Annotated in this window: 22 protein-coding genes; 18 read left to right on the plus strand and 4 right to left on the minus strand. The window is 68.6% G+C overall.

Annotation, left to right across the window (positions count from 1 at the left end; all coding sequences use genetic code 11):
- Positions 1 to 98 precede the first annotated feature (98 nt).
- Positions 99 to 689, minus strand: coding sequence for a GNAT family N-acetyltransferase (locus tag AMK34_RS00005; protein ID WP_073842204.1), 591 nt, complete (start codon positions 687 to 689; stop codon positions 99 to 101).
- Between the two features lie 159 nt (positions 690 to 848).
- Between AMK34_RS00005 and AMK34_RS00010 the strand changes: the two genes are divergently transcribed.
- A complete protein-coding gene (locus tag AMK34_RS00010; RefSeq protein ID WP_038515242.1) occupies positions 849 to 1,256 on the plus strand; it encodes a VOC family protein in 408 nt (135 codons plus the stop codon).
- 145 nt (positions 1,257 to 1,401) lie between these two features.
- A complete protein-coding gene (locus tag AMK34_RS00015) occupies positions 1,402 to 1,749 on the plus strand; it encodes a hypothetical protein (RefSeq protein ID WP_228694567.1) in 348 nt (115 codons plus the stop codon).
- Here the strand turns inward: AMK34_RS00015 and AMK34_RS00020 are convergent.
- On the minus strand, positions 1,746 to 1,994 hold the full coding sequence (locus AMK34_RS00020; RefSeq protein ID WP_241832644.1) for a dihydrofolate reductase family protein: 249 nt from the start codon (positions 1,992 to 1,994) through the stop codon (positions 1,746 to 1,748). The genes AMK34_RS00015 and AMK34_RS00020 overlap by 4 nt on opposite strands.
- 217 nt (positions 1,995 to 2,211) lie before the next feature.
- Between AMK34_RS00020 and AMK34_RS00025 the strand changes: the two genes are divergently transcribed.
- Genes AMK34_RS00025 through AMK34_RS00080 form a run of 12 tightly spaced genes read left to right on the plus strand, consistent with a single transcriptional unit; the run spans position 2,212 to position 15,512 of the window.
- Entirely contained in the window at positions 2,212 to 3,468 is a 1,257-nt protein-coding gene (locus tag AMK34_RS00025; protein WP_038515237.1) for an ATP-grasp domain-containing protein, read from the plus strand.
- Positions 3,469 to 3,527: 59 nt separating this feature from the next.
- A complete protein-coding gene (locus tag AMK34_RS00030) occupies positions 3,528 to 4,841 on the plus strand; it encodes a lysine N(6)-hydroxylase/L-ornithine N(5)-oxygenase family protein (protein ID WP_073842205.1) in 1,314 nt (437 codons plus the stop codon).
- A 21-nt stretch (positions 4,842 to 4,862) separates the two neighbouring features.
- A complete protein-coding gene (locus AMK34_RS00035) occupies positions 4,863 to 5,228 on the plus strand; it encodes a cupin domain-containing protein (RefSeq protein WP_037344297.1) in 366 nt (121 codons plus the stop codon).
- A 2-nt stretch (positions 5,229 to 5,230) separates the two neighbouring features.
- Complete coding sequence (locus AMK34_RS00040) at positions 5,231 to 6,850, plus strand: class I tRNA ligase family protein (protein ID WP_073842206.1); 1,620 nt, start codon at positions 5,231 to 5,233, stop codon at positions 6,848 to 6,850.
- A 6-nt stretch (positions 6,851 to 6,856) separates the two neighbouring features.
- Positions 6,857 to 8,116, plus strand: coding sequence for an MFS transporter (locus AMK34_RS00045; protein WP_038515231.1), 1,260 nt, complete (start codon positions 6,857 to 6,859; stop codon positions 8,114 to 8,116).
- Positions 8,117 to 8,147: 31 nt separating this feature from the next.
- Positions 8,148 to 9,899: an ABC transporter substrate-binding protein gene (locus tag AMK34_RS00050; RefSeq protein ID WP_073842207.1), complete on the plus strand. Its 1,752-nt coding sequence runs from the start codon at positions 8,148 to 8,150 to the stop codon at positions 9,897 to 9,899.
- The gene (locus AMK34_RS00055; RefSeq protein WP_073842208.1) at positions 9,896 to 11,176 is read left to right on the plus strand and encodes an ATP-grasp domain-containing protein; all 1,281 of its coding nucleotides are present in this window, start codon (positions 9,896 to 9,898) and stop codon (positions 11,174 to 11,176) included. The genes AMK34_RS00050 and AMK34_RS00055 overlap by 4 nt, the downstream gene beginning before the upstream one ends.
- Positions 11,173 to 11,637 (plus strand): cobalamin B12-binding domain-containing protein, encoded by a 465-nt coding sequence (locus AMK34_RS00060; RefSeq protein WP_073842209.1) that lies wholly within the window; start codon positions 11,173 to 11,175, stop codon positions 11,635 to 11,637. Before AMK34_RS00055 ends, AMK34_RS00060 begins: the two co-directional genes overlap by 4 nt.
- On the plus strand, positions 11,634 to 12,944 hold the full coding sequence (locus tag AMK34_RS00065) for a methylaspartate mutase (RefSeq protein ID WP_038515222.1): 1,311 nt from the start codon (positions 11,634 to 11,636) through the stop codon (positions 12,942 to 12,944). The genes AMK34_RS00060 and AMK34_RS00065 overlap by 4 nt, the downstream gene beginning before the upstream one ends.
- Positions 12,941 to 13,936 (plus strand): asparagine synthetase A, encoded by a 996-nt coding sequence (locus AMK34_RS00070; protein ID WP_038515220.1) that lies wholly within the window; start codon positions 12,941 to 12,943, stop codon positions 13,934 to 13,936. Before AMK34_RS00065 ends, AMK34_RS00070 begins: the two co-directional genes overlap by 4 nt.
- The gene (locus AMK34_RS00075) at positions 13,933 to 15,186 is read left to right on the plus strand and encodes a glutamate synthase-related protein (protein WP_073842210.1); all 1,254 of its coding nucleotides are present in this window, start codon (positions 13,933 to 13,935) and stop codon (positions 15,184 to 15,186) included. Before AMK34_RS00070 ends, AMK34_RS00075 begins: the two co-directional genes overlap by 4 nt.
- Positions 15,183 to 15,512 (plus strand): hypothetical protein, encoded by a 330-nt coding sequence (locus tag AMK34_RS00080; RefSeq protein WP_037344313.1) that lies wholly within the window; start codon positions 15,183 to 15,185, stop codon positions 15,510 to 15,512. Before AMK34_RS00075 ends, AMK34_RS00080 begins: the two co-directional genes overlap by 4 nt.
- Before the next feature lie 301 nt (positions 15,513 to 15,813).
- Here AMK34_RS00080 and AMK34_RS00085 read toward each other — a convergent pair whose 3' ends face one another.
- Together AMK34_RS00085 and AMK34_RS00090 are read right to left on the minus strand one after the other, a co-directional pair.
- Entirely contained in the window at positions 15,814 to 16,164 is a 351-nt protein-coding gene (locus AMK34_RS00085; protein WP_037344315.1) for an MmcQ/YjbR family DNA-binding protein, read from the minus strand.
- The gene (locus AMK34_RS00090) at positions 16,148 to 16,840 is read right to left on the minus strand and encodes a hypothetical protein (RefSeq protein WP_073842211.1); all 693 of its coding nucleotides are present in this window, start codon (positions 16,838 to 16,840) and stop codon (positions 16,148 to 16,150) included. Before AMK34_RS00090 ends, AMK34_RS00085 begins: the two co-directional genes overlap by 17 nt.
- A 187-nt stretch (positions 16,841 to 17,027) precedes the next feature.
- Here AMK34_RS00090 and AMK34_RS00095 point away from each other — a divergent pair, with 187 nt between their 5' ends.
- From AMK34_RS00095 to AMK34_RS00110, 4 genes are all read left to right on the plus strand, one after another.
- A complete protein-coding gene (locus AMK34_RS00095; RefSeq protein ID WP_073842212.1) occupies positions 17,028 to 18,494 on the plus strand; it encodes an NB-ARC domain-containing protein in 1,467 nt (488 codons plus the stop codon).
- Between the two features lie 87 nt (positions 18,495 to 18,581).
- On the plus strand, positions 18,582 to 20,150 hold the full coding sequence (locus AMK34_RS00100; RefSeq protein ID WP_037344321.1) for a carbamoyltransferase C-terminal domain-containing protein: 1,569 nt from the start codon (positions 18,582 to 18,584) through the stop codon (positions 20,148 to 20,150).
- 88 nt (positions 20,151 to 20,238) lie between these two features.
- Entirely contained in the window at positions 20,239 to 21,396 is a 1,158-nt protein-coding gene (locus AMK34_RS00105; protein ID WP_073842213.1) for an NAD(P)/FAD-dependent oxidoreductase, read from the plus strand.
- On the plus strand, positions 21,393 to 22,646 hold the full coding sequence (locus AMK34_RS00110) for an ATP-grasp domain-containing protein (RefSeq protein ID WP_037344324.1): 1,254 nt from the start codon (positions 21,393 to 21,395) through the stop codon (positions 22,644 to 22,646). Before AMK34_RS00105 ends, AMK34_RS00110 begins: the two co-directional genes overlap by 4 nt.
- The last annotated feature ends 70 nt before the right edge of the window (positions 22,647 to 22,716 follow it).

A 22,716-nucleotide genomic window follows, 5' to 3' on the forward strand; every position in this document is an offset into this window, starting at 1 on the left:
AGACCTCGCCAACCTCACCCACACCCCTTGACATCAATAGGAGCATCTTTCGGGACATCTGATGTCCCGAAAGTGGCTTTCGCGACACCGCTGGCCGGTCACGAGCCGTCGCGCAGGTCCAGCCGCATGAGCCAGCGCGGCTTCCGGTCCGACCGCGCCTTGGTCTCTTCGACGAGCTCGAACCCCGCGGCCGCGAACAGTCCGATGGTCCCCACGTGCGCCGCGGAAGAGTTGATCCGTCCTTCACCGGGATCGACGGGATAGCCCTCGATGACCGGGGCGCCGTGCGAACGCGCGTAGGAGACGGCGCCGTCCAGCAGTGCGTGCGCCACACCCTTCCGGCGATGACCGGAACGGACGACGAAACAGATGACCGTCCACGCCGGGACGTCGTCGATCGGCGGCATCGTGCGGGAACGCGTCATCCGGTGCAGGTGCGCGCGCGGGCCGACGCCGCACCAGCCGACCGGGGTGGCGCCGTCGTAGGCGAGCACGCCCGGCGCCAGGTCCGCCGCGCACAGGGCGCGGACGTGTTCGGCGCGTTCGTCACCGCGCAACCGGCTGTAGTCCGCGGGTTTCGCGCGGTAGGCGAGACACCAGCAGGCGCGGTCGTTCCCGTTCGGATTGAGGATGGTCGCGACGTCGCCGAACCGGTCGGCCGTCGCGGGGTGGATCCGGAACGCGGGCATGTGCCGACATTAAAGCGGCATTCGGGAAATCGCTCACGCATTCGGTGAACGGCGTTGAATTTTCGTTGCGCGAAGGATTCACCCGGCCGTAGTCCAGCCGTTGTCGCGTCGGGAGGCGTCTGCCAGGATGCTCGTGACCCGACCAGAAGGAGCGTTCCAGTGGCTTCTCGTCTCAATCCCTACATCAGCTTCGCCGGCGACGCCCGGCAGGCCATGGAGTTCTACAAGTCGGTGTTCGGCGGCGAACTGACGCTGAATACGTTCGGTGAGTCCGGTATGGCGGGAACGCCGGCGGAGGATCAGATCATGCACAGCCAGCTCGATTCCCCGAGCGGCTACACGATCATGGCGTCGGACACGCCGCCGGGAATGGAGCACAAACCGGGCACCAACCTGTCGGTCAGCCTCAGCGGCGACGACGGTGAGGAATTGCGCGGATACTGGGAGAAACTCTCCGCCGAAGGTACCGTTTCGGTTCCTTTCGAAAAGCAGATGTGGGGCGACGAATTCGGTGCCTGCACCGACAAGTTCGGCATCTCGTGGATGGTGAACGTCATTCAATCCTAGGGTCTTCCGGCCCTGTCCGGTCCGTGCCGAAGCTCCCGACTTCCGGGGACTTGCGGCTCCGATCGCGCGAAACCCGTTATGTCACCGGTGAAACCGCCGTTCTCCCTCGCGTGAGGATTCGGCGGTTCCACCGGGAGGCAAGAGGATGAACAGGATGGTCGCGGCACTGCTGGTATCGGCGGGTGCCGTCGCGGCGCTGGGCGGGTGCGGGACGACGACGGCCGGGACACCGGTCACCGTGGTGCGGGAGATCGTTCCGCCGCCCGCCACGACCACCGCCGTCGTCGCGCCGCCCGCCACCTCGGTGGTCGTGGTCGAGCCGCCGGTGACGGTCACCCGGGCGCCTTCGCTCACGTCGTGCCAGCGCCTGTTCGCCGAAGGGTTCTCCTACACGTACGCGTACAACGCCTGGGTGAACGCGGGGCGCCCGCTGAGCTGGGACGCCGACCGTGACGGGTATCCGTGCGAGCAGTCGTACGGGAACCGGAACTAAGCCGGCCGGAACCGCACGTCGATCGCCCCATTGGGATCCTCCGTACCGAGCCCGTGCAGCCGGATCGGCGCGCCGCCGGGGTTGTCGTACAGGCGGACGCCGTCGCCGAGCAGCACCGGTGCGATGTGCAGGTCGATCTCGTCGATCAATCCCAAGGCGAGCAACTGGCGGCCGATGTCCGGCGAGAACACTTCGAGGTTCTTCCCGTTCGCCGCTTCCAGGCCGATCCGGACGGCTTCGTCCACACCGCAGTTCAGGAACGTGAGCCCGGGGGTGGGCGTGGCGTCCTCGGGGTGGTGGGTGAGGACCGAGCATCACGGCCTCCTGACGGTTCATTCCTCGTATCATCCGCGTCTTCACCACGCATCTCGTTGATTGTTCTTCCCGAATCAAGGGTTCCGGTCAACCCGCCCCCGGGATGTAGTAGCCCGCGACGAAGTGACGGGCTGGTGGGGAGAGGGAATGAGCTCAGCGGAGGGTGTTGTCCTGGTGATCGGCTGCGGGATGCGGCCGTACCGGGAGTACCTGTTGGCGTCGGCCGGGCACCGGCATCCCTTGTGGTTGTTCAACGGGACCGAACCGACCTGGCAGGAGCGCTACATCACCGGCGCGACCGTGCTGGACACGCAGGACCAGGACGCCGTGCTGGCCGCGGCCCGCGCGCTCCACGCCACCACGCCGGTGCTCGGCGTGGTGTGCTGGGACGAGGCGCTGATCGTGGCGGCGGCACATGTCGCGGACGAACTCGGCGTCCCGGGCGCGGGGGTCTCCGCGATCGAAGGCTGCCGTGACAAGTGGTTCAGCCGGCGGACGCTCACCGCGGCCGGTGTCGCGCAGCCCGATTTCGGGTTCGTGCACGACGACGAGCAGGCGGTCCGCGTGGCGGAGCGGATCGGGTATCCGGTCGTCGTCAAACCGCGCGGCGGCGGGGCCAGCATCGGCGTCAGTCTCGCGGAAGACGCCGAGGCGGTGCGGAAGGCGTTCCGGACCGCGGAGGACGCCAGCTTCAACGGCTCTCCCGCCTACAAGGGCGGAGCGCTGGTCGAGGAGTACCTGAGCGGCCCGGAGATCAGTGTGGACGGCGCCGTCGTCGACGGCGAGTACACGCCGATGTTCGTCGCGCGCAAGACGGTCGGGATGCATCCGTACTTCGAGGAGCTCGGCCATCTGGTCAGTTCCGCGGACGAACTGCTCGCCGACCCGGCCCTGCGCTCGACGCTGGCCCGCGCGCACGGCGCGATCGACTTCCGGTACGGCATCACCCACACCGAGCTCAAGCTCACCGAACGCGGGCCGGTGATCGTGGAGATCAACGGCAGGCTCGGCGGCGACCTGATCCCGTTGCTCGCCAAGTTCGCGACCGGGATCGACCCCGGCGCGGCCGCGGTCGACGTCGCCCTCGGCATGCGCCCCCACATCCCGCACGAGGCCGAGCCCCGGTGGGTCGGCGTCCGGTTCGGCTACCCGAAACAGGACTGTGTCGTCGAGTCGGTGTCCGTGCCGGATTCCTTGCGGAACAACGGGATCCTCGCTTCGGACAGCCTCGTCGAGCCGGGTTCGCGCCTGCGGCTGCCGCCGGCGGAGTTCATCTCGCGCCACGCGTACGTGATCTGCGCCGGCGTCGATCCCGACGACTGCGAAGCGGTGCTGGACAAGGCCATGGCCCAGGTCCGGCTGACCGCGCACCCCCTGCTGCCCTCGGTGGCCGCCGGTGGCTGACCGCGCACCGGAACCACAGAACACCTTCCCAGCACTCACAAAGATGGCGGAGCGAACAAATGGCGAACCGTGATGTCGAGCTGCTCGCAGTCGGAGCAGGACCGTCGAACCTGGCCTTGGCCGTGGCGCTGGAAGAGCTCGCGCCCGGACTGGCCCGCGAATCGGTCCTGCTCGAACGCGACGAAGAGGTCTCCTGGCAGCGGGGGATGCTCCTGCCCGAGGCCCTCTCGCAGGTCTCGTTCCTCAAGGATCTGGTGACCCTGCGCAATCCGCGCAGCCGCTTCTCGTTCCTCAACTACCTGCACGCCACCGATCGGCTCAACGAGTTCGTGAACATGGGCAGCTTCGTCCCGTACCGGGTGGAGCTCGCCGACTATCTCAAGTGGACGGCCGACTCGCTTTCCCTGGTGGACCTGCAGCGTGGCCGCGAGTGCCTCGAAATCACTCCCGTGTGGACGGACGGCACGCTCACCGGCTGGAACACCCACGTCGCCGACGGCGAGACCATCCGCAGCCGGTACCTGGTGGTCGGCGCCGGCCGCGACGCGCGGATCCCCGACCGGCTCCGGACGGTGAACCAGGACCGCGTCATCCACAGCACGCAGTACCTGCCGAGGATCGCCAAGCTGCGCAAGGACCTCCCGTACCGCGTCGCGGTGATCGGCGCCGGGCAGAGCGCGGCGGAACTGTTCAGCGCGGTGCAGAAGGACCTGCCCGAATGCAAGCCGACCATGGTGATGCGGTCGATCGGCCTGAACTACTACGAGAGCAGCAAGTTCAACAACGAGCTGTTCTTCCCGTCCCATGTGGACAAATTCTTCGAGGCGCGGCCCGAAGCGCGCGAGCAGATGCTCAAGGAGATGCACCACACGAACTACTCCGGGCTCGCCCCGGGCACGATGGACGCGCTATACCGCTCGATCTACCTGGACCGCCTCTCCGGCCGTTCGCGGCTGACGATGATCACGATGAGCGACATCACCGACGCCCGCGACGAGGGCGACGAGATCGTGCTGGAACTGACGGACCGGCGTACCGGCGAGGTCCAGGAACTGCGCACCGATCTCGTGCTGCTCGGCACCGGCTTCTCCCCGGAGATGCCGAGGATGGTCCAGGAGATCGCGAAGTCGATCGGGCTGTCGGAGATCAAGGTGACCCGCGACTACCGGCTGGAGATCGAGCAGCCCGCCACCGCGGCCGTCTACCTCCAGGGCGTCAACGAGGCGACGCACGGGATCGCGGACTCGTTGCTGAGCGTCCTCGCCCCGCGCGCCAACGACATCCTGCAGGACATCCTCGCCCATCGCGGTGAGAACCCCTCGGTGCCGCCGCAGCCGACGTCGGAAACCGCCCCCATCGTCGCCACCCGCTGACCCACGAAGGAAGAGGAAGTCATGGAGATCCGTCCGCTCGAGCGGGAAAAGATGGTCTTCGAGAACGGTGCGTACGGCCAGCGGCTGCTGCCGTGGGCGGCGCTGAACGCGCCGTTCGAAGGCGCCTGGGTGACGGTGCCCGCGCACGGCGCGACGGGTGCGCATTCCCACCACGAGTACGAGATCTTCATCGCCGTCAGCGGCGAGGCGGTCGTCGAGTCCGGGGGAGAGCGCCGCGCCTTCCGTCCCGGCGACATCGAGTTCCACAAGCCCGGCACCGAGCACCGCATCCTCAACGACGGTGCCGAGGACTTCGAGATGTACGCGATCTGGTGGGACTCCGACATGACGGTGAAGTTCGCCGCCCGGCACGAGGCGGAGGCGTGAGGATGACCGACAAGCGACCGGTCGTGATCATCGGCGGCCCCCCGACGTCCAACGGCGACCTGCACATCGGGCATATCGCCGGCCCGTACCTCGGTGCCGACGTGCACCGCCGGTACCTGCGCGCGGCCGGCCGCGAGGCCGTGTTCGCCTCCTGCACCGACGACAGCCAGACCTACCTCGTCACCAGCGCGGCCAGGGTCGGGCTGACGCCCCCCGAACTGGTGGAGCAGTCGACCGAGAACATCCAGCGCACGTTCAAGGCGATGGGGGTCGAGGTCGACGGCTTCTCGCCGACCGACGACGGCTACAAGGCGCTCGTCCACGACTACGTCAAGCGCTTGTACGACAAGGGAAAGCTGCGTCTGCGCAAGGTGCGGCTGCCGTACAGTGAGAGCAAGGGCGAGTTCCTGGTCGAGGGTTTCGTCGGCGGTGGCTGCCCGACGTGCCTCGCCGACAGCCGCGGCGGATTCTGCGAGGGCTGCGGGCATCCGATCGACTTCGACGCGCTCATCGAGCCGTATTCGGTGCTCGACCCGGCCGACGAGGTGACCTACCGCGAGACCGAGATCATGGTCTTCCCGGTCTCGGAGTACCGCGAACAGCTCCTGGCCTACTACGAGGAGCGCGGTCCCGCGTGGCGGCCGCACGTGCTCGGGCTGATGCGAGAACTGCTGTCCGGGCCGTTGCCCGACTTCGCGATCACGTACCCGGTGAAATGGGGCCTGCCGGCGCCGTTCCTCCAGACGCCGGGGCAGCGGCTCAACGCGTGGGTCGAGGGGATGCCCGCCTCGATGTACTGCACCGAGTACGCGTTGCGGCGCAACGGTAAGCCGAAGGTCGCCGACGACGACGCCTGGCTCGCGGAGAACGACGCGCGGGTCGTGGTGTTCATGGGATTCGACCCCCTGTTCACGTGGGGCGTCGTCCACGTCGCCGAGCTGATCGCCCTCGAAGGACGCTACGTCCTCCCGGACGCCTTGCTGGTCAACGAGTTCTACGAGCTGGAGAACGAGAAGTTCTCCACCAGCAAGGGACACGTGGTCTGGGCTCGTGAACTGGCGGCCGAGGTACCCCGCGACATCGCGCGGTTCCACCTCAACCTCACCGCCCCCGAGTTCGCGCGGACCAACTTCTCCCGCGCCGCGCTGGAAAAGGTCGCGGGGGAGCGGCTCGTCACGCCCTGGAACGAGCTCGCCGAGACCTTGGCCAAGCTCACCGCCGAGGTCGGCGGCGAGAACGGCTCGCTCCCCGTGTCGACCGAAGCCACGGAACGGGCCGCCGCGATGGTCTCCCGGTTCGCCCTGAACTACGAGCTGGAGGACTTCAGCCTCAGCCGGGCCGCCGATCTGATCGTGCAGCACGTCGAACGCCTGCGGGCGGCGACGGAACGCACCCTGAAGGGCAACCTCGACCAGGAGATGCTCCGCGCGCGGCTCGGTGACCTCTTCCTCGAACTGCGGGCGTTGATCGGCTGTGCCTCACCGATCCTGATCGACCTCGCCGAACGGGCCGCCGCGGCGGGCGGGTTCGCCCTCCGGATCACCGCGGCCGCCTTCGACGTCACGCACACCACGGCCTTCCCCGTGCCCTCACTGGAATTCCCCCCGACGAGCGAGGTCTGACCCACCATGTCACTCGACAGCACCCCATCCACCGACGCGGTCCGGAGTTCCCGGCTCGCCGAACGCCTGCTGGTCCCGGCGGGATTCGTCACCACGGCGGGCAACGCGTTCCAGATCACCGCCGCCGCGATCCTGGTCTTCCACGCCGAGCAGACCACCCTCGCGGTCGGCTGGCTGTTCATCGCGGTGTCCATCCCGCAGGTCGCGCTGGCGGTCCTGTTCGGGAAACTGGTCGACAAGGTCGACCGACGGATGCTGTGCGTGGCGGCGGACCTCGTGAGCGCGATGACCGCGTTCGCGCTGCCGGTGTGGCTGTGGCTCGGCGGTCCGGCGAACCTCGGTTCCTATATCGCGAACTTCATGCTCGCCTGCACCGCGGCGTTGTTCATGCCCGCCAGCAACGGCCTCATCAAGGAACGGATCCGCGACGAGCGACTAGGGAAGTTCAACTCGCATTTCGAGATGGCGAGCAACGCCGGCATGCTGCTGGCGTCCTCGCTGGCGGGCTTCCTGGTGATCTGGTTCGGTGCCACGCCGTTGTTCGTGTTCAACTCGCTGAGCTTCATCCTCTCGGCCGTGCTGGTCTACGCGATCGGCCGCAAGCCCGCCAAGGCACCCGTGGCCGAAGAGGCTGCGGCGACCGACCCGTCGGCGCCGGTCGAAGCCCCGGTGCGCCAGCCGATCAAGCGGCTCGCGCTGCTGTACGCCAACGGCAACATCGGCCTGATGGTCGCCAACGTCATCCTGACCACGCTGATCCTGCAGACCTTCAACCAGGGCGCGTGGATGATCGGCGTGGTCGACGCGCTGGCGGGTGTCGGGTTCATCGTCGGCGCCGCCGCGTACGGCAAGGTCAGCAAACGGTTCAAGGGCATCCATCTGGCCGTGTTCGGCACTCTCGGCAACCTGATCTGCCTGGCGATCCAGCCACTGCACTACATCGCGCTGATGGCGGCGATCCCGTTCGCCGGCTTCTGTTTCGCGCAGGGCCGGATCGCGGCGCGCACGCTGCTGATGCGGGCCAGCCCGGAGGAGCGGGTCGGCCGGATCTTCGGCAGCACCCAGGCGCTCGGGCTCGGGCTCGGTGTCGGGGCGACGGTCGGGCTGTCCGCGCTGGCGGACGCGACCACCGTGCCCTACGCGTTCTGGGGGCTGGCGATCCTGCAGGGCGCGATCGTGATCGGCACCTACTTCAGTCTGGCGAAACCGTTGTCGGCGCAGGAGAAGCAGCGACCGGCCGAGGTTCTCGAGGCGACCGCCGCGTAAGCGCGGCCGAACTGCGGAGGAAGCGAAAGTCATGACGGACAAGCCGATCAAGGGCGGCGTGGCGACCTGGGCCTGCCTGCCCGGGTTCCCGCCCGCGGTGATCTTCCCCTTCACCCCGGGCGAGCGCTTCGGCGTGCGGAGCCTCTACGAGTTCCAGATGCTGATGTACCGGCCGCTGTACTGGCTGGGCCGGGACGGCGCGCCGGAGATCGACTGGGACCTCAGCGTCGGTGAAGAGCCGGTGTGGGACGAGACCGGCCGCACCTGCGTGGTCCGGATCAAACCGTGGAAGTGGTCCAACGGCGAGACGGTCTGCGCGGACAACGTCATCTTCTGGATGAACATGCTGAAGGTGAAGGGGCCGAGGTTCGGCGCCTACTCAGAGGGCTACTTCCCGGACAACCTGGTGTCGTTCGAGAAGGTGGCCGATGACAAGGTGAGCTTCACCTTCGACAAGGCGTACTCGAAGAACTGGGTGCTGCTGAACCAGCTCACCATGATCACGCCGATGCCGAAGGCGTGGGACCGCACCGCGGAGGGCCCGGCCGACGCGACGCACGACATCGAGCAGGCCGAAGCGGTTTACGAGTTCCTCATGGCGGAGAACGGCGACGTCGTCGAGGAGGACAACTCGCATCGCACACGCTGGGCCGACAGTCCGGTGTGGAGTGTCGTGAACGGACCGTGGCGACTCAAGAGCTACACCGAGGAAGGTGTCGTCACCTTCGTCCCGAACGAGCACTACAGCGGGCCCAATCCGGCGCATCTCGACGAGCTGCGCCAGGTCTCGACGACGTCGGACGAGCAGCAGTACGAGCTGCTGCGGTCCGGCGACGTCCAGGTCGGTTTCCTGCCGCCGGGGATGGGCGTCCAGCCCGACGGCGACCCGACGAAGGGCGGGCCGAACCCGCTGGGCGACGGGTTCCAGCTGGAGCCGCAGATCCTGTTCAACATCAACTTCATGGCGGTCAACTTCAGCAACCCGACCGTCGCGGGGAACATGATCAGGCAGTCCTATGTCCGGCAGGCGCTGCAGAGCTGCTTCGACCAGGAGTACGGCGCCCGCGAGGTCTACCAGGGTTACGGCTGGAGCCAGACGGGGTCGATCCCGGTGTTGCCCAAGAGCGACCTGGTCTCCCCGAAGATCGCCGAACGCGGCGGATTCTGGCCGTTCGACCTGGAGAAGGCGCGGCAGCTGCTCGCCGACAACGGCTGGGACGTCACCACCTCACCCGCGGTGTGCGTCCGGCCCGGCACCGGCCCCGGCGAGGCGGGCGAGGGCATCCCGGCCGGCACCGAACTGAGCTTCTCCTTGCGCTACTGGGAAGGCAGGCCGTCGCTGGCGCGGCTCATGGCGCAGTTCCGGGACGACGCGGCCAAGGCCGGGATCGAGATCCGCCTCGAAGAGGTGATGGGGTCGGTCCTGGTGGCGGAGGACGGTCCCGGCGAGAAGCGGATGTGGCAGCTGTCCTGCTGGGGCGGCGGCTGGGTCTACAACTACCCGACGGGCGAGAACCTCTTCCAGAGCGGCGCCGCCTGCAACTTCAGCAACTGGCGCGACGCCAAGGCGGACGAGCTCATCGCGAAGACCGTCACCACGGACTCGCTCGAAGCGCTTTACGAGTACCAGGAGTACATCGCCGAGCAGGCGCCGGTGATCTTCATGCCGACGTTCCCGCGACGGCTGTTCGAGGTCGCGGGCAACCTGCGCGGGTTCTCGCCGATCAACCCGTACGGCCTGATCAACCCGGAGAACTGGTACTACGTCGAGGAGGGGTCATGACGCGCCCGGTGGTGCTGGTCGGGTTCGTGGCCGCGGCGCTGGGATCGTCCATCAAGGACTTCCAGCCGGACGGCTCGGTCATCTTCGTCGAAGAGCCCGACGTCGTCCGCAAACGCGACGCGCGGAAGACCGTGGCCGGTTCGGCGCTGGTGCGCGAGCTCATCGAATGGGAGTTCCACCTGCCCGGCAAGGCGGACGAGTTCTACCACGTCCACCACGACCTCGACCCGGCCGCCGTGGTCCCGCTGACCGAGTACGCGACCCCGTTCGCGGCCCGGCTCGCGGAACGCTACGGCGTGGCGGGCGCGGGATTCGGCGCGGCCCAGATCCTGCGGGACAAGGCGGTGCTGCGCCTGGTCAGCCGGGCGGCGGGGATCGCGAACCCGGCGTCGGCGCGGGTCGAAAGCCCGGAGCAGGTCCGTGAGTTCATGGCGCGGCACCCGGGGAAGACCGTGCTGAAGCCGTCGAACCGGCAGGCGTCGGTGGGGACGCAGGTGCTCACCGACCCGGCCGAGGCCGAGCAGGCGTGGACGAACTGCGTCGTGCAGGACGAGGGGATCTTCGTCCCGGACCGCGCGATGGAGCTGAAGATGCTCGCCGAGAGCTTCGTCGAAGGAGACGAGTTCAGCGTCGAGATGCTGCTGCGCGACGGCGAGCCGCTGTTCGCCAACGTCACCGGCAAACGGCTGTTCCCCGGTCCGCGGCCGATCGAACTCGCGCATATCGTCCCCGCCGACATCCCGGACGAGCTGACCGCGACGCTGACCGAGGAGACGCGGCGGCTCACCGCCGCGACCGGCTTCCGCACCGGGATCGTCCACTGCGAGTGGATCGTCTCGGACGGCGTCCCGTACCTGGTCGAATGCGCCGGCCGGTTCGCGGGCGACGGCATCATCGAGCTGATCCAGCGCGCCTACCCGGTGGAGCTCAACCGCGCCTACTTCTCGGTGATGAAGGACGAGCCGGTCGTGGACCTGTTGCCACGCAAGGCCGAACGCGGCGCCGCGGTCCGGTTCCTGTCGATCGAGCCCGGCCTCATCGAGGACGTGCGCGGGGTGGAAAAGGCGGCGCAGTCCGAAGGCGTGTTCCTGTGCGACGTCAGTGTTTCGGCGGGCGACCGGTTCGACGGGCTGCGCAGTTCGTGGGACCGCGTCGGCGATCTGATGGTGACCGCGGACAGCCCGGCGGAGGCTTCGCGCCTGGCCGAAGAGGCGGTCGCGCTGATCGAGATCGACGTGCGGCCGGACCGAGGAGAGAGGGAGAACGCCGCACCATGACCATCGAAGCCGTCCAGCCCACGCTCCCGGACGCCGGTCTCGACGTGATCGTCACCGGGCTCTCGTCCGACGCGCACACCTGGAACCTGGTGTACCTGGAGCTGTTGCTGGAGGAACTGGGCTGCCGGGTCACCAACCTCGGCGCCTGCGTCCCGGACGCGACCATCGTGCGCGAATGCGTCACCCGGCGGCCGGATCTGCTGGTGATCAGCAGCCTCAACGGGCACGGGCGTCAGGACGGCGTCCGGCTGATGGAAGCCTTCCGCGCCCGGCCGGAGCTGGTCACGACGCCGGTCGTCATCGGCGGGAAGCTCGACGTCACGGGTGGCAGCAACGCCGCCCGGCTGCTGGAGGCCGGCTTCGACGCGGTGTTCGAGGACTCCGCCGGGCTGACGCCGTTCCGCACGTTCCTCCGCACCTTGTCCGTCCGCGCTCCCGGTGTCCCGCTGGGCGCGGGATGAACGTGCTCGCCCCGCGGCGGGGACTTTCGTTCGGCGAGGTGGTCGCACGCCACCACGCGCAGGGGGAGCTGGTCGTCCAGCCCCGGATGGGGTTCGCCGATCCGGGGCGGATGACCAGGGGGCTGCTGGCGACCCGGTCGGCGCGGGCCGCGACGGTCGGCACGATCACGATCGACAGCTACACCAGGGTCGGCGACCACGAGGCGGCGCGCGCGGCGTTGGCGGCGGGCGCCGATCTCAACGGGTACCCGCTCGTCGACCACGATCCCGTGACGACGGCGGCGTTGCTCGACGGCGTGCTGACCGGGGATTTCCCGGTGCAGGTGCGGCACGGTTCGGCGGATCCCCGACGGATCGTGCGGGCGCTGCTGGACTTCGGGCTGCACGCGACCGAGGGCGGCCCGGTGTCGTATTGCCTGCCGTACAGCCGGATGCCGCTTTCGGCGGCCGTCGACAACTGGCGGCGTTCCTGCGAGACGCTGGCGGAGGCCCGGGGCCCTGAACTGGAGCCGCATCTGGAGACCTTCGGCGGATGCATGATGGGCCAGCTGTGCCCGCCCGCGCTGCTGGTCGCGCTGAGCGTGCTGGAGGGGATGTTCTTCTGGCGGCACGGGATCCGCTGCCTGTCCTTCAGCTACGCGCAGCAGACCCACGCCGGGCAGGACGAGGAGGCCGTCGCCGCGCTGCAGGCGCTGATCAGGGAATACGTGCCGCACGCGCGGACGCATGTGGTGATCTACGGCTACATGGGCGTCTACCCGAGGACACCGGGCGGCGCGCTGGAGCTGATCGCGGAGTCCGCGCGGCTGGCGGCCCGCACCGGCGCGAGCAGGCTGATCGTCAAGACCACCGCCGAAGCGCACCGGCTGCCGACCGTGGCGGAGAACGTGACCGCGCTGGAGCACGCCGCCGAGGCCGCGCGGGGTGTCTCCCGGATCGGCAGGCTCGGCGACACCGGGATCCACGCGCAGGCGAAAGCGTTGGTGGACAACGTTCTTTCGCTCGACAACGACCTCGGCAGGGCGCTGGTCACCGCGTTCGCGCGCGGCCAGCTGGACGTCCCGTTCTGCCTGCACCCGGACAACGCCGGCCGCGCCCGCGGGCGGCTGGCCGACGGCGGCCGCCTGGAGTGGCAGCGGATCGGCGCGATGCCGCTGGGCGATCTCGTCGACCTGCCCGGCGACCGGCGGATGACCTCGAACGATCTGCTGGACGCGCTCCGGTACGTCGAGCGGTCGTTCGACGAGAAGTACGGGTTACCCGGAATCGAGACCGTGAACCGACTGACACAGGGGAGTAGGACATGACCGGAACACCGGACGCGGCGCTGCCGCCGGGCACCCGCGAACATCTGACGTCGCCGGTGACGCAGGCGGCCCTGCGCATCCAGAACAGCATCACCGCCGGCACCCGCGAGTACCTCGGCATGAACGGGTTCGTGGAACTGCAGCCGCCGTTGATCGGGCCGGTCACCGACCCGGGATGCCGTGGCGCCAAACAGGTCGACGTCGACTACTACGGGCACAAGTACAAGATGATGACCAGCGTCATCCTGTACAAGCAGGCCTCGCTGCTCGCGTTCGACAAGATCTTCTACGTCGCCCCGAACGTGCGGCTGGAGCCGCTGGAGACCTCGACCACCGGACGGCATCTGGTCGAGTTCACCCAGATCGACGTCGAGGTCGCCCGTGCGAGCCGGGAGGAGGTCCTCGACGTCGCGCAGGGCCTGCTGCGGCACATCGTCGCCCACACCCTGCGGGAGTCCAAAGTGGACCTCGCCACACTGGGCCGGGACCAGGAGGCGTTCACCGCGCTGCTGGAAGAGGACTTCGAGCGGATGACGCACCGCGAGGCGGTGTCGCGGCTGCAGGGTCTGCGGCACGGGCAGAGCGCCGACGCGGAGATCGACTGGCAGGGCGAGCGGATCATCTCCGAGCAGACGAACCGGCCGTTCTTCATCGTCGACTATCCCAAGGGGTCGCGTGGGTTCACCGACGGCGAGTCCAGCACCGAACCGGGGGTGCTGCGGAACTTCGACCTCATCGCCTCCGACGGGTTCGGCGAGCTCTGCAGCGGCGGCGAACGCACGCACGAGTACCGGCGGCTGATCGAGCGGATGCGGGAGACGGGGGAGAACCCGGCGAAGTACGCCTGGTACCTCGACCTCGCGCGCGAGGGACTGCCGCCGAGCGCCGGCTTCGGGATGGGGCTGGAGCGGGTGACGCGCTACATCGCCGGGCTGGACGCGATCTGGCAGGCGAACGCGTATCCGAAGCTGCCCGGGATCGCGACGCCGTGATCACCGCGCGGCAGCTCCCGGAGGACGCGATCCGGGCCAGGGCGAGAGAAGGCAGCGCGGCGATCTTCCCCGACGTCGCGGGATACGGCCGGTCGCTGTTCGGCGCGGACGTCGACACCCCGCCGGACGAACTCGACCGCGCGCGGATCGTGCCGCCGGTGTTCGTCCCGCGCCGCCTGGAGAAGATGTTCGACCTCGCGCGCGAACCGGTGTACGGCGACGTCGGCTTGTCGACCGTGCTCGGCGGGTTCACCGCGCCGTCGCCGGTGTTCCTGTGCGCGTTCGGATCCACGCAGGTCGCGGGCAGCGGGCTCGGGATCGCCGCGAGCGAGCAGGCGGGCAGGCTCGGGATGCCGATGGTGATCGGCGAGAACGTCGTGCCGATGCACGGTTACGGCCGGATGGGCGAGAGCGTCGAGGACGGTCTGCTCGGCCGGATCCGCGCGTACGCCGGCGCCGTACCGGACGGGCTGGGCGGCGTCGTCGTCCAGCAGAGCACCGAAGACGCGGACGCGGAGGTGTGGAACCTCGTCTACAGCGACCCGTCCGCGACGAAACTGCTGGAGACCGGGCGGCTGGCGTTCGAGCTCAAGGTCGGTCAGGGCGCCAAACCGGGGCTCGGCGGGATGACCGTGCTCTCGCGCACGGCCGCCGACGAGATCGCCGAACAGTACACAGTGGACGAAGCCTTCGGCAGAGACCAGGCCATGGTGCTGCGGTCCAGCAGTCCCGGCACGTTCACCGGCGAGATCCTGCGCCAGCAGATCCACCTGATGCGCAACAACTACCCGCGTGCCCGTGCCTGGGTGAAGCTGCACCCGGGCCGCGACGTCGGCGAGGCGGCGCGGGTCGCGTGGGCGGCGGGTGCGGACGCCGTCACCGTGGACGGCGCGGAGGGCGGCACCGGCTGGGCGCCGTCGGTCTTCCTCGACCAGGTGGGCCTGCCGCTGGTGGAATGCCTGCGGCGGGTCGGCAAACACGACGCGTCGCTGCTGGTGTCGGGGCGGATCTGGGAAGGCGCCCGCGCGCTGAAGTGCCTGGCGATGGGGGCTTCCGCGGTCGGCCTCGGCCGGGCGGCGCTGCTCGCCGTCGACGAGGACGCGACCGAGGGGCTCGTGCGGCTGGTGCGGTGCCTGGAGCTCGAACTGCGGCTGCTCGCCAGCGCGCTCGGGAAGTACGACCTCGCGGATCTCACCGCGGACGACCTCTGGTTCCCCGGTTCATCGGCACGGACGGAGCAGGACGGATGATCAACTACGACGGGAAACGGTTCCGCAAGGTCAGCACCGACCCGGACGCGCCGGTGACCCTGTACCGGCAGAAGGACGATCTGGTGTGGGCCGAACTGACCGGCGGCGGAGTGCGGCTCGGCTCGCTGACCGGGAAGTGCGGCGAGGACGGGACGATCGACATGGCCTACACGATGGTGCTGGCCAGCGGTCAGGTGATCTCGGGGCACAGCACGAACACCCCGGAGTTCCTGCCGGACGGGCGGATCCGGCTGAACGAGGTCTGGGAGCGGTACGGGAACCCCGGCTCCCGCGGCACCTCGGCGATCGAAGAGGTCGCGGAGTAGTCCCTTTCGCGCGTGAAGGCCCCCTTCACTCGGCTCAGCCGAGGGAAGGGGGCCTTCACGCGTCGGGGCTTCGGCACCGCACTCGCGTGCTTGGGCCCGGAACTCACGTGATCGAAGGCGGAACTCGCGTGATCGGAAGCCGCACATCGAGTGGAGCCTCCAGACACGTGAGTTCCGTCCCCAAGCACGCGAGTCACGTCTCTGATCACGCGAGTTCCGCCTTTCGGTCACCCGAAAGGCAATTCACGGGACCGAAAAGGGCAATCGAGGGGGCTGAACGGCGCACGCCGAAAGGAGTAGTTCAGCTCGGGTTCTTTTCGAGGTATTCGGCCCAGACCTTCTTCGGGACGCACATTCGCCACGAGTCGACGATCAGCTCTCGTAACTCTTCGTAATCGAGCGCGGACAGCCGGGCGCGGACCCACTGATAGCGCATATCGGAGGGAATCGGCATCATGAACTTGTCCGGCTCGCCCGCCACCAGCGCTTCCCGCTCTTCTTTGGGATAGCCGAATCCCATCACGGTTTCGTCGGGCGAGAGCGAAAGGAAGACGATTCGCCCCACGCGGAACTTCGCCCGGTCCCGGACCAGCGCCTCATAGGCGCGGGGCAGCCCCGAAACGATCTCTCTGACGTCATCCCCGGTTACCATTTTTCCACCATTCTCCGCTGTCCGTGCCCCAGTCACCCTTGGCGCCCATGGTGAAGGCGACGTAGAGGTACTCGTCGAGGATCTTCGCCAGTGACACGGGCCTGCCCATCAGGGCGGGGATCTCCGCCCCGCCTTCTCCCGCCTCCGCGATCACCGCGGCGGCCCACGCGCGGCCGAGTCGCAGATGCCTTCCGAACGCGGCGCCGTCACGCGCGCCGTGGAGGGTCGCCGCGATGGCGGCGTCCCACGGCATGATCGTGTTGGGCCGCAACGCATACAGTGCCTTGGCCGCGGCGGTCGGGCCCAGCGTACGCCTCGTCCGTCCCGCTGAGACGGCGACACCCACGAGGTCCGCATACGCCTTCGCGGCGGTGTCGATCCCCTCGTCGGTCAGGTCGACGAGGTCGGCGGTGGGCAGCGTGGCACTCCAGGTCTCCCACCAGGCCAGGACCCCGTCGTCGAAGGGCGCGGGCTCGCCTTCCCGCGGGTACCGGATCCGGCATCCCCACGAGTTGAGCCAGCGAAGAAGAATTGTGCGATGTGCGGGCTGTGACAGGTCGATCGCGGACCGCGTTTCTTCGATCAGTCGAAGCCACGAGGCGTCCACATTCGTGAAGCCGTTGAACACTTCGGCGGCTCGCCGGAGTTCGGCGAGTGGCGGCAGGGGGTCAGACATGGGCGAACCCTATCCGGTGCCACCAAGGGGGTGAATTTCCGCGTCCAACTATTGGACTTTGTACATTGAGTCACCTATTTGTATCTGCTGCATCGTTCATTGGTCCTTTAGGGTTGTGGCCAGGAAGGCTGCAAGGATGACGGTCACGCAGCGCGATTGCGTTACCCCATCCAGGGGAGGAGTTGGCATGGGCAGACCCGAGCGACCGTTGGACGGCTCCACTGGTCCGATCGCCGCATTCGCTCACGATCTGCGCGTTTTGAGGAACCGGGCGGGAAACCCGAGTTACCGGGAACTCGCCAGGACGGCACTGTTCGCACCTTCCGTGCTGTCCAGCGCGGCGAGTGGCCACCGGTTGCCCACGCTCGCCGTGACGTTGGCGTTCGTCTCCGCATGCGGTGGGGATCGCGCGGCGTGGGAACGGCGTTGGCGGAGCGTCGCGGGACAGACGGGTGGCGGCGCGGAGGTGCGCGAGGAACGCGCGTCCGTGCCACAGCAGGCCGAAGCACCGCCGGATGGCGTGCACGCGTTGGCATCCGGCGTCATCCGGCTCGCCCGTCCGGCCCAGCTGCCGATCGGATCGAGGACTTTCGTCGGCAGGGAAGGGGATCTGGCCGACGCCGCGGAGATGATCGGCGCGAGCGGCCCGGTCAAGGTGCCGTTGCTCGTCAGTGGTCCGATCGGGGTGGGGAAGACGGCTTTCGCCTTACGGCTGGCGGAAGAGGTGGCGGCGGACTTCCCGGACGGGCAGCTCTACGCCGATCTGGGCGGCAGCGGAACCGGCGGCCGGTCGGCCAACGGGATCGTGCGCGGATTCCTGCGCGCGCTCGGCGTGCCGGCGCATCTCGTGCCCGACGATCCGATGCAGCGGATCGGGCTGTACCGATCCCTGCTGGCGGAACGCAGGTTGTTCGTGCTCCTGGCCGGGGTCCGGGACGAGGGCCAGGTGCGGCCGCTGCTGGGCCAGGCCCCGCACAGCCAGGTCGTGGTCACCAGCCGCGCCCGGCTGCTCGGGCTGGAGGACACGAACCGTGTCGAGCTGGATACGTTTTCCCGCAAGGAATCCCTGGCCTTGATCGGCCGGATCGCCGGACCGGCCCGGGTGCGGGCGGAACACGACGCCACCGACATGATCGCCGAACTGTGCGGGGACCTCCCGCTGGCGATCAACATCGTCGGCCGCAAGATCGCCGCCCGCCCGGAGTGGGCGATCGCGTACACGGCGGGCCAGCTCGCCGATCGCGAACGGCTCATGGACAGCCTCTGCGTCGGTGACGTCAACGTCCGGGACCGGTTCATCGCGGCGTACGAACAGCTTTCGCCCACCGAACGGGAGGCCATCCACCACTTCGGGCAGAGCGGGGCGGGCTGGACGACGTCGATCGGCGTCGCCGCGGCGATGGGCATCATGATCGAGACCGCCGACGAGCTCCTCGAGTCCGTGGTGGACGCCGGACTTCTCCAGCGCGCCAACGTCGCCGGCCGGTACGCGGTCTCCCGGTTGGTCAGCGCGTTCGCCTCTGAGCGGCAACGGGAGCCGGGCTCGTTCGCCGCCGCCGTCCCGATGGCCGGTCACCGGGCACGGAAGAACGCGTTCGAATCGCTGCGCCACGAGGCCGTGCGCACCCTGCCGGGTGGCTCGTCCGAAGGTTGATTGTTCTCCCCGCGCCGAGCTTCCGGTCAACGGGCCGCGCGGCTTGAATGAGTCGACGAATGAAGGCGAGCGAAATTCGGTGACACAATGCTGATTCTGTCGATGAAGGAGGGCCACGATGGCGGGATCGTGGCGATCGAGGACGGCAAGCTGCTGTTCGCGCTGGAGTCGGAAAAGGACAACTACCCGCGCTACGACCGGATCACCGGCGAGCTGATGGCGCGTGCGGCGGGCATGCTCGACAAGCAGCCCGACGTGGTCGCGCTCGGCGGCTGGGTCAAGGGGGAGTTCTCGGTGGAACCGCCGTCCCGCACCGGATACTTCGGTGTCGGCGAGGGCGCGATCTCCGACGAGGCGGGCAAGTTCTTCGGCAAGGACGTGCGGTACTTCTCCTCCACCCACGAGCGCTCGCATATCTACACCTCCCTCGGGATGGCCCCCGCGGCACCCGGCCAGGCGTACTACTCCCTGGTGTGGGAAGGGAACATCGGTGACTTCTACCGGATCGACGAGCGCGGCGAGGCCACCCACCTGCAGCACGTCCTGACCGACCCCGGCGCGAAGTACGCGTATCTCTTCGCGTTGGCGGACCCGGGTTTCCCGCTGGGCAAGGGGAAGTTCCGGTTCAACGACGCCGGCAAGCAGATGGCGCTGACCGGGTTCGCCGAGCCGGGCCCGCTCACGCCGGACGAGCAGAAGACCATCGATTTCATCCTCGACCGCGACGGCATCATCCTCGGTCTGTCCAAAGAGGAGATGTCCTGGTCCCATCTGTACAACGCCGGGGTGTGGTCGCAGGAATACCGCAACGCGGCGGCGAAACACTCGCAGGCGATCTTCAACCGGTTCTACGACTACGCGGAGAAGAACCTGACCGAAGGCCTGCCGCTGCTGATCTCCGGTGGCTGCGGCCTGAACTGCGACTGGAACCGGTTGTGGCGGGAGAGCGGCCTGTTCTCCTCGGTGTTCGTGCCGCCTTGCCCCAACGACAGCGGTTCCGCGCTGGGCACGGCCATCGACGCGCAATGGTTCTACACCGGACAGGCGACCATCGAATGGGACGTCTACGCGGGGGAGAACTTCGTCGAGGACGTCGTCCCGGATCCCGCGAAGTACGAGACGCGGCCGCTCGTGGCGAGTGAGGTCGCGAAGTACATCAAGGACGGCAACATCATCGGCTGGGCACGTGGCCGGTACGAGATGGGCCCGCGGGCGCTGGGCAACCGGTCGATCCTCGCCGCGCCGTTCACCGTGGACACCACCGTGCGGCTCAACAAGATCAAGCGCCGTGAGGATTACCGCCCGATCGCCCCGATCGCGCTGGAATCCGACGCTCCGAAGTGGTTCGTCGGCTCGGTGCAGGACCCGTACATGCTGTACTTCAACCACGTCACCTCCGACGAGCTGAAGGCCATCACGCACGTCGACGGGACCGCCCGCACCCAGACGGTGACGCGGGAACGCAACGCCGGCATCACCGACCTGCTCGAGGCGTTCCGCGAGCAGACCGGGTTCAGCGTGCTGTGCAACACCTCGCTGAACAACAACGGGCGCGGTTTCCTCAACCGCACCAGCGATCTCATCGAGTACGGGGAGACGTACGGCCTCGACGGCTACGTCATCAACGACACGTTCGTGACCCCGCGCGCCTCCTGAATCCTTGCCCAACGAGGGTAAGGCCCGGATGCCACTCCCAGCTGTGGCATCCGGGTACCTCGTGGCGCCCGAACGAACGGGGAAGACCATGCGAGTCGTGCTCGCGGGCGGCGGCGTCATCGCGCTGCTGACGGCGCTGGAATGCGTGTCGGCCGGGCACGAAGTGGCGCTCGCCGACCAGGCGGACATCCCGTTCTCCGGTGCGACTTCGTTCGACCGGCACCGCGTGCTGCGCGCGTTGCATCCCGGCGACCTCGCGGCCACGGCGGCCGCGGTCGCCGCGCATCACGCGTGGCGCGAACTGGAGCATTCGCTGTCCACGTCGTTCTACGAACAGGTCGGCGCGCTCACCGCGATGACGGCGGACGAGGCGGCGGCCGCGCGGGATCTGCTGGCCACGGCGGGATCCAAGGCCGAAGTGCTCGGCGCGGACGAACTCGCCGCGGAGTTCCCGCACGCCGGGTTCGTGCCGGGGACGGGCGCGGTCTTCGAATCACACGCGGGCGTCCTGCTCGCCGATCGGGTGCTGACGGCGTGCGCCACCCGCCTGCGGTGGCACGCGAACGCGGAACTCCACCCGCACCGCAAGGTGATCGGGATCGACGCCGACCGGGCCGAGGTCCGGCTGGCCGACGGCGGCATCCTCCGCGGCGACGCCGTCCTGGTGGCGGCGGGCCCGTGGTCCCGGGAGCTGCTGGCCCCCGCGCTGTCCAGGGAACTCGTGCTGCACCGGCAGACGATGCTCTACTGCGACGTCCCGCCCGCCGACGCCGCCGCGTGGGCCGCCACCCCGGCGATCACGTCGCTCGGCTCGGCGGGGGGCGCGTGGCTCGTGCCGCCCGTCGCCGGGACGCCGTTGAAACTCAGCGCCGCGAGCGCGTGCCGGGTCGTCGACGAGCTCGGCGGCGCCACCGTGCCTTCGTGGTGGCGTGAGCACCTGATCGACACGTTCGCCGCGCTGATCCCGGGTTTCCGCCGGGATTGGCTGGTCGACACCCGGGACTGTCACTACCTGGCCCGGCGCTCCACCCTCGGCCCGATGCTCGCCGTCCTCGGCGACCGGGTCCTGTCCTACGCGGCGTGCGGCGGCTCGTCGTTCAAGTTCGCCCCGCTGATCGCCCGGTCCCTGGCCGCGCGCCTGACCGGCGCCGACCCGGTCCAGACCGGACTCGAACCGCTCGACCGGCCGCTCGTGCGAGCGGGCGGTGTCCACCCGATCCGTCCTGCCCTACGAGGTGTGTCGTGAAACTGCTCGCGCTGGAAGCCAGCCAGAACTCCTACTACTACCTGCCCCGGTACCAGCAGATCGAGGACTTCGGCGGGGTGCTGTACGTGCTCAACGGGGTCGGCACCGAGGATCTCTGGCCGTCCGAGCGCTACCGGATCGCCGGCAGCAACCACATCGACGACCTGATCCGGCACGCTAAGGCCTGGCACGCGGAAGAATCCTTCGACGGTGTGCTCACCTTCTCCGAGTCCGGCGTCGTCCTGGTCGCCGCGGTCGCCGAGGCGCTCGGCCTGCCCGGGATCGGCGTGGACGCGGCGCGGACCAGCCGGAACAAGCTGATCATGCGGCAGGCGCACGAGAAGGGCGGGGCCGCGCATCCGGACTTCCGGTTCGTCGAAGACCTCGACGCGGCCCTGCAAGCGGCCGAGGACTTCGGCTATCCGGTGATCCTCAAGCCGACCCTCGGCGCGGCCAGCAACTTCGTCTTCCGGGTCGACGACGAGGAGAAGATGCGGGAACGCTACGCGCAGGCACGCGAAGGCATCGACGGGATGACCTGGTACAACATGGAGGCCGAAGGGCTGGACCTCGGCCCGCACGGCCTGCTCGTCGAGTCCTTTCTGGACGGTCACGAGCATCTCATCGAAGCCGTCGCCTGGGACGACGAGGTCTACCTCGGTTCCATTGTGGACAGAGTCACCTCGGAGGGCGAGACCTTCGACGACGACGTGCACCACGCGCCCACGTCGCTCACTGCCGAGCAGGTGGCCGAGGTGCACGCGGTGGTGGCCGCCGGCGTGCGGGCCCAGGGTCTCACCCGCGGCGCGCTGCACGCCGAAGTCCGGTTCCACCAGGGCAAGCCGTTCCTGCTGGAGATCGCCGTGCGCCCGGGCGGCGGGGGACTCGACCATATGGCACGGCTTTCCGCCGGGTACGACCCGATCCGGGGACTCATGGACGTCTCCCGCGGTGTCCGGCCGGATGTCCACCACTTCAGCCCGACCGGGCTGCACACCGCCGCGATGTGCCTGATCTGCCCCGGCGGGGTGATCGCCTCGATCGACGTCCCGCCCGCGGTGAACGAATCGGAAGCCCTGTACTACCTCAAGATCTTCGCCAAGCCGGGTGACCTGATCAAGCGGCCGCCGCTCGGCAACAACATCTTCGGCGGCATCGGCGCGCTCGGCGCGTCCTTCGACGAAGCCATGCGCAACGCGAACGACCTGGCCGGGAAGATCGAGGTCAAACTCTCCGAAACCCAGAAGTAGCAAAGGATTCTGTTCGACGAAACCGGGCCTTCACCCAGGGCCCGGTGGCGAAAGACGCCCAAAACCGCGT

The organism is Amycolatopsis sp. CB00013, assembly GCF_001905755.1.
Classification (GTDB): Bacteria; Actinomycetota; Actinomycetes; order Mycobacteriales; family Pseudonocardiaceae; genus Amycolatopsis; species Amycolatopsis japonica.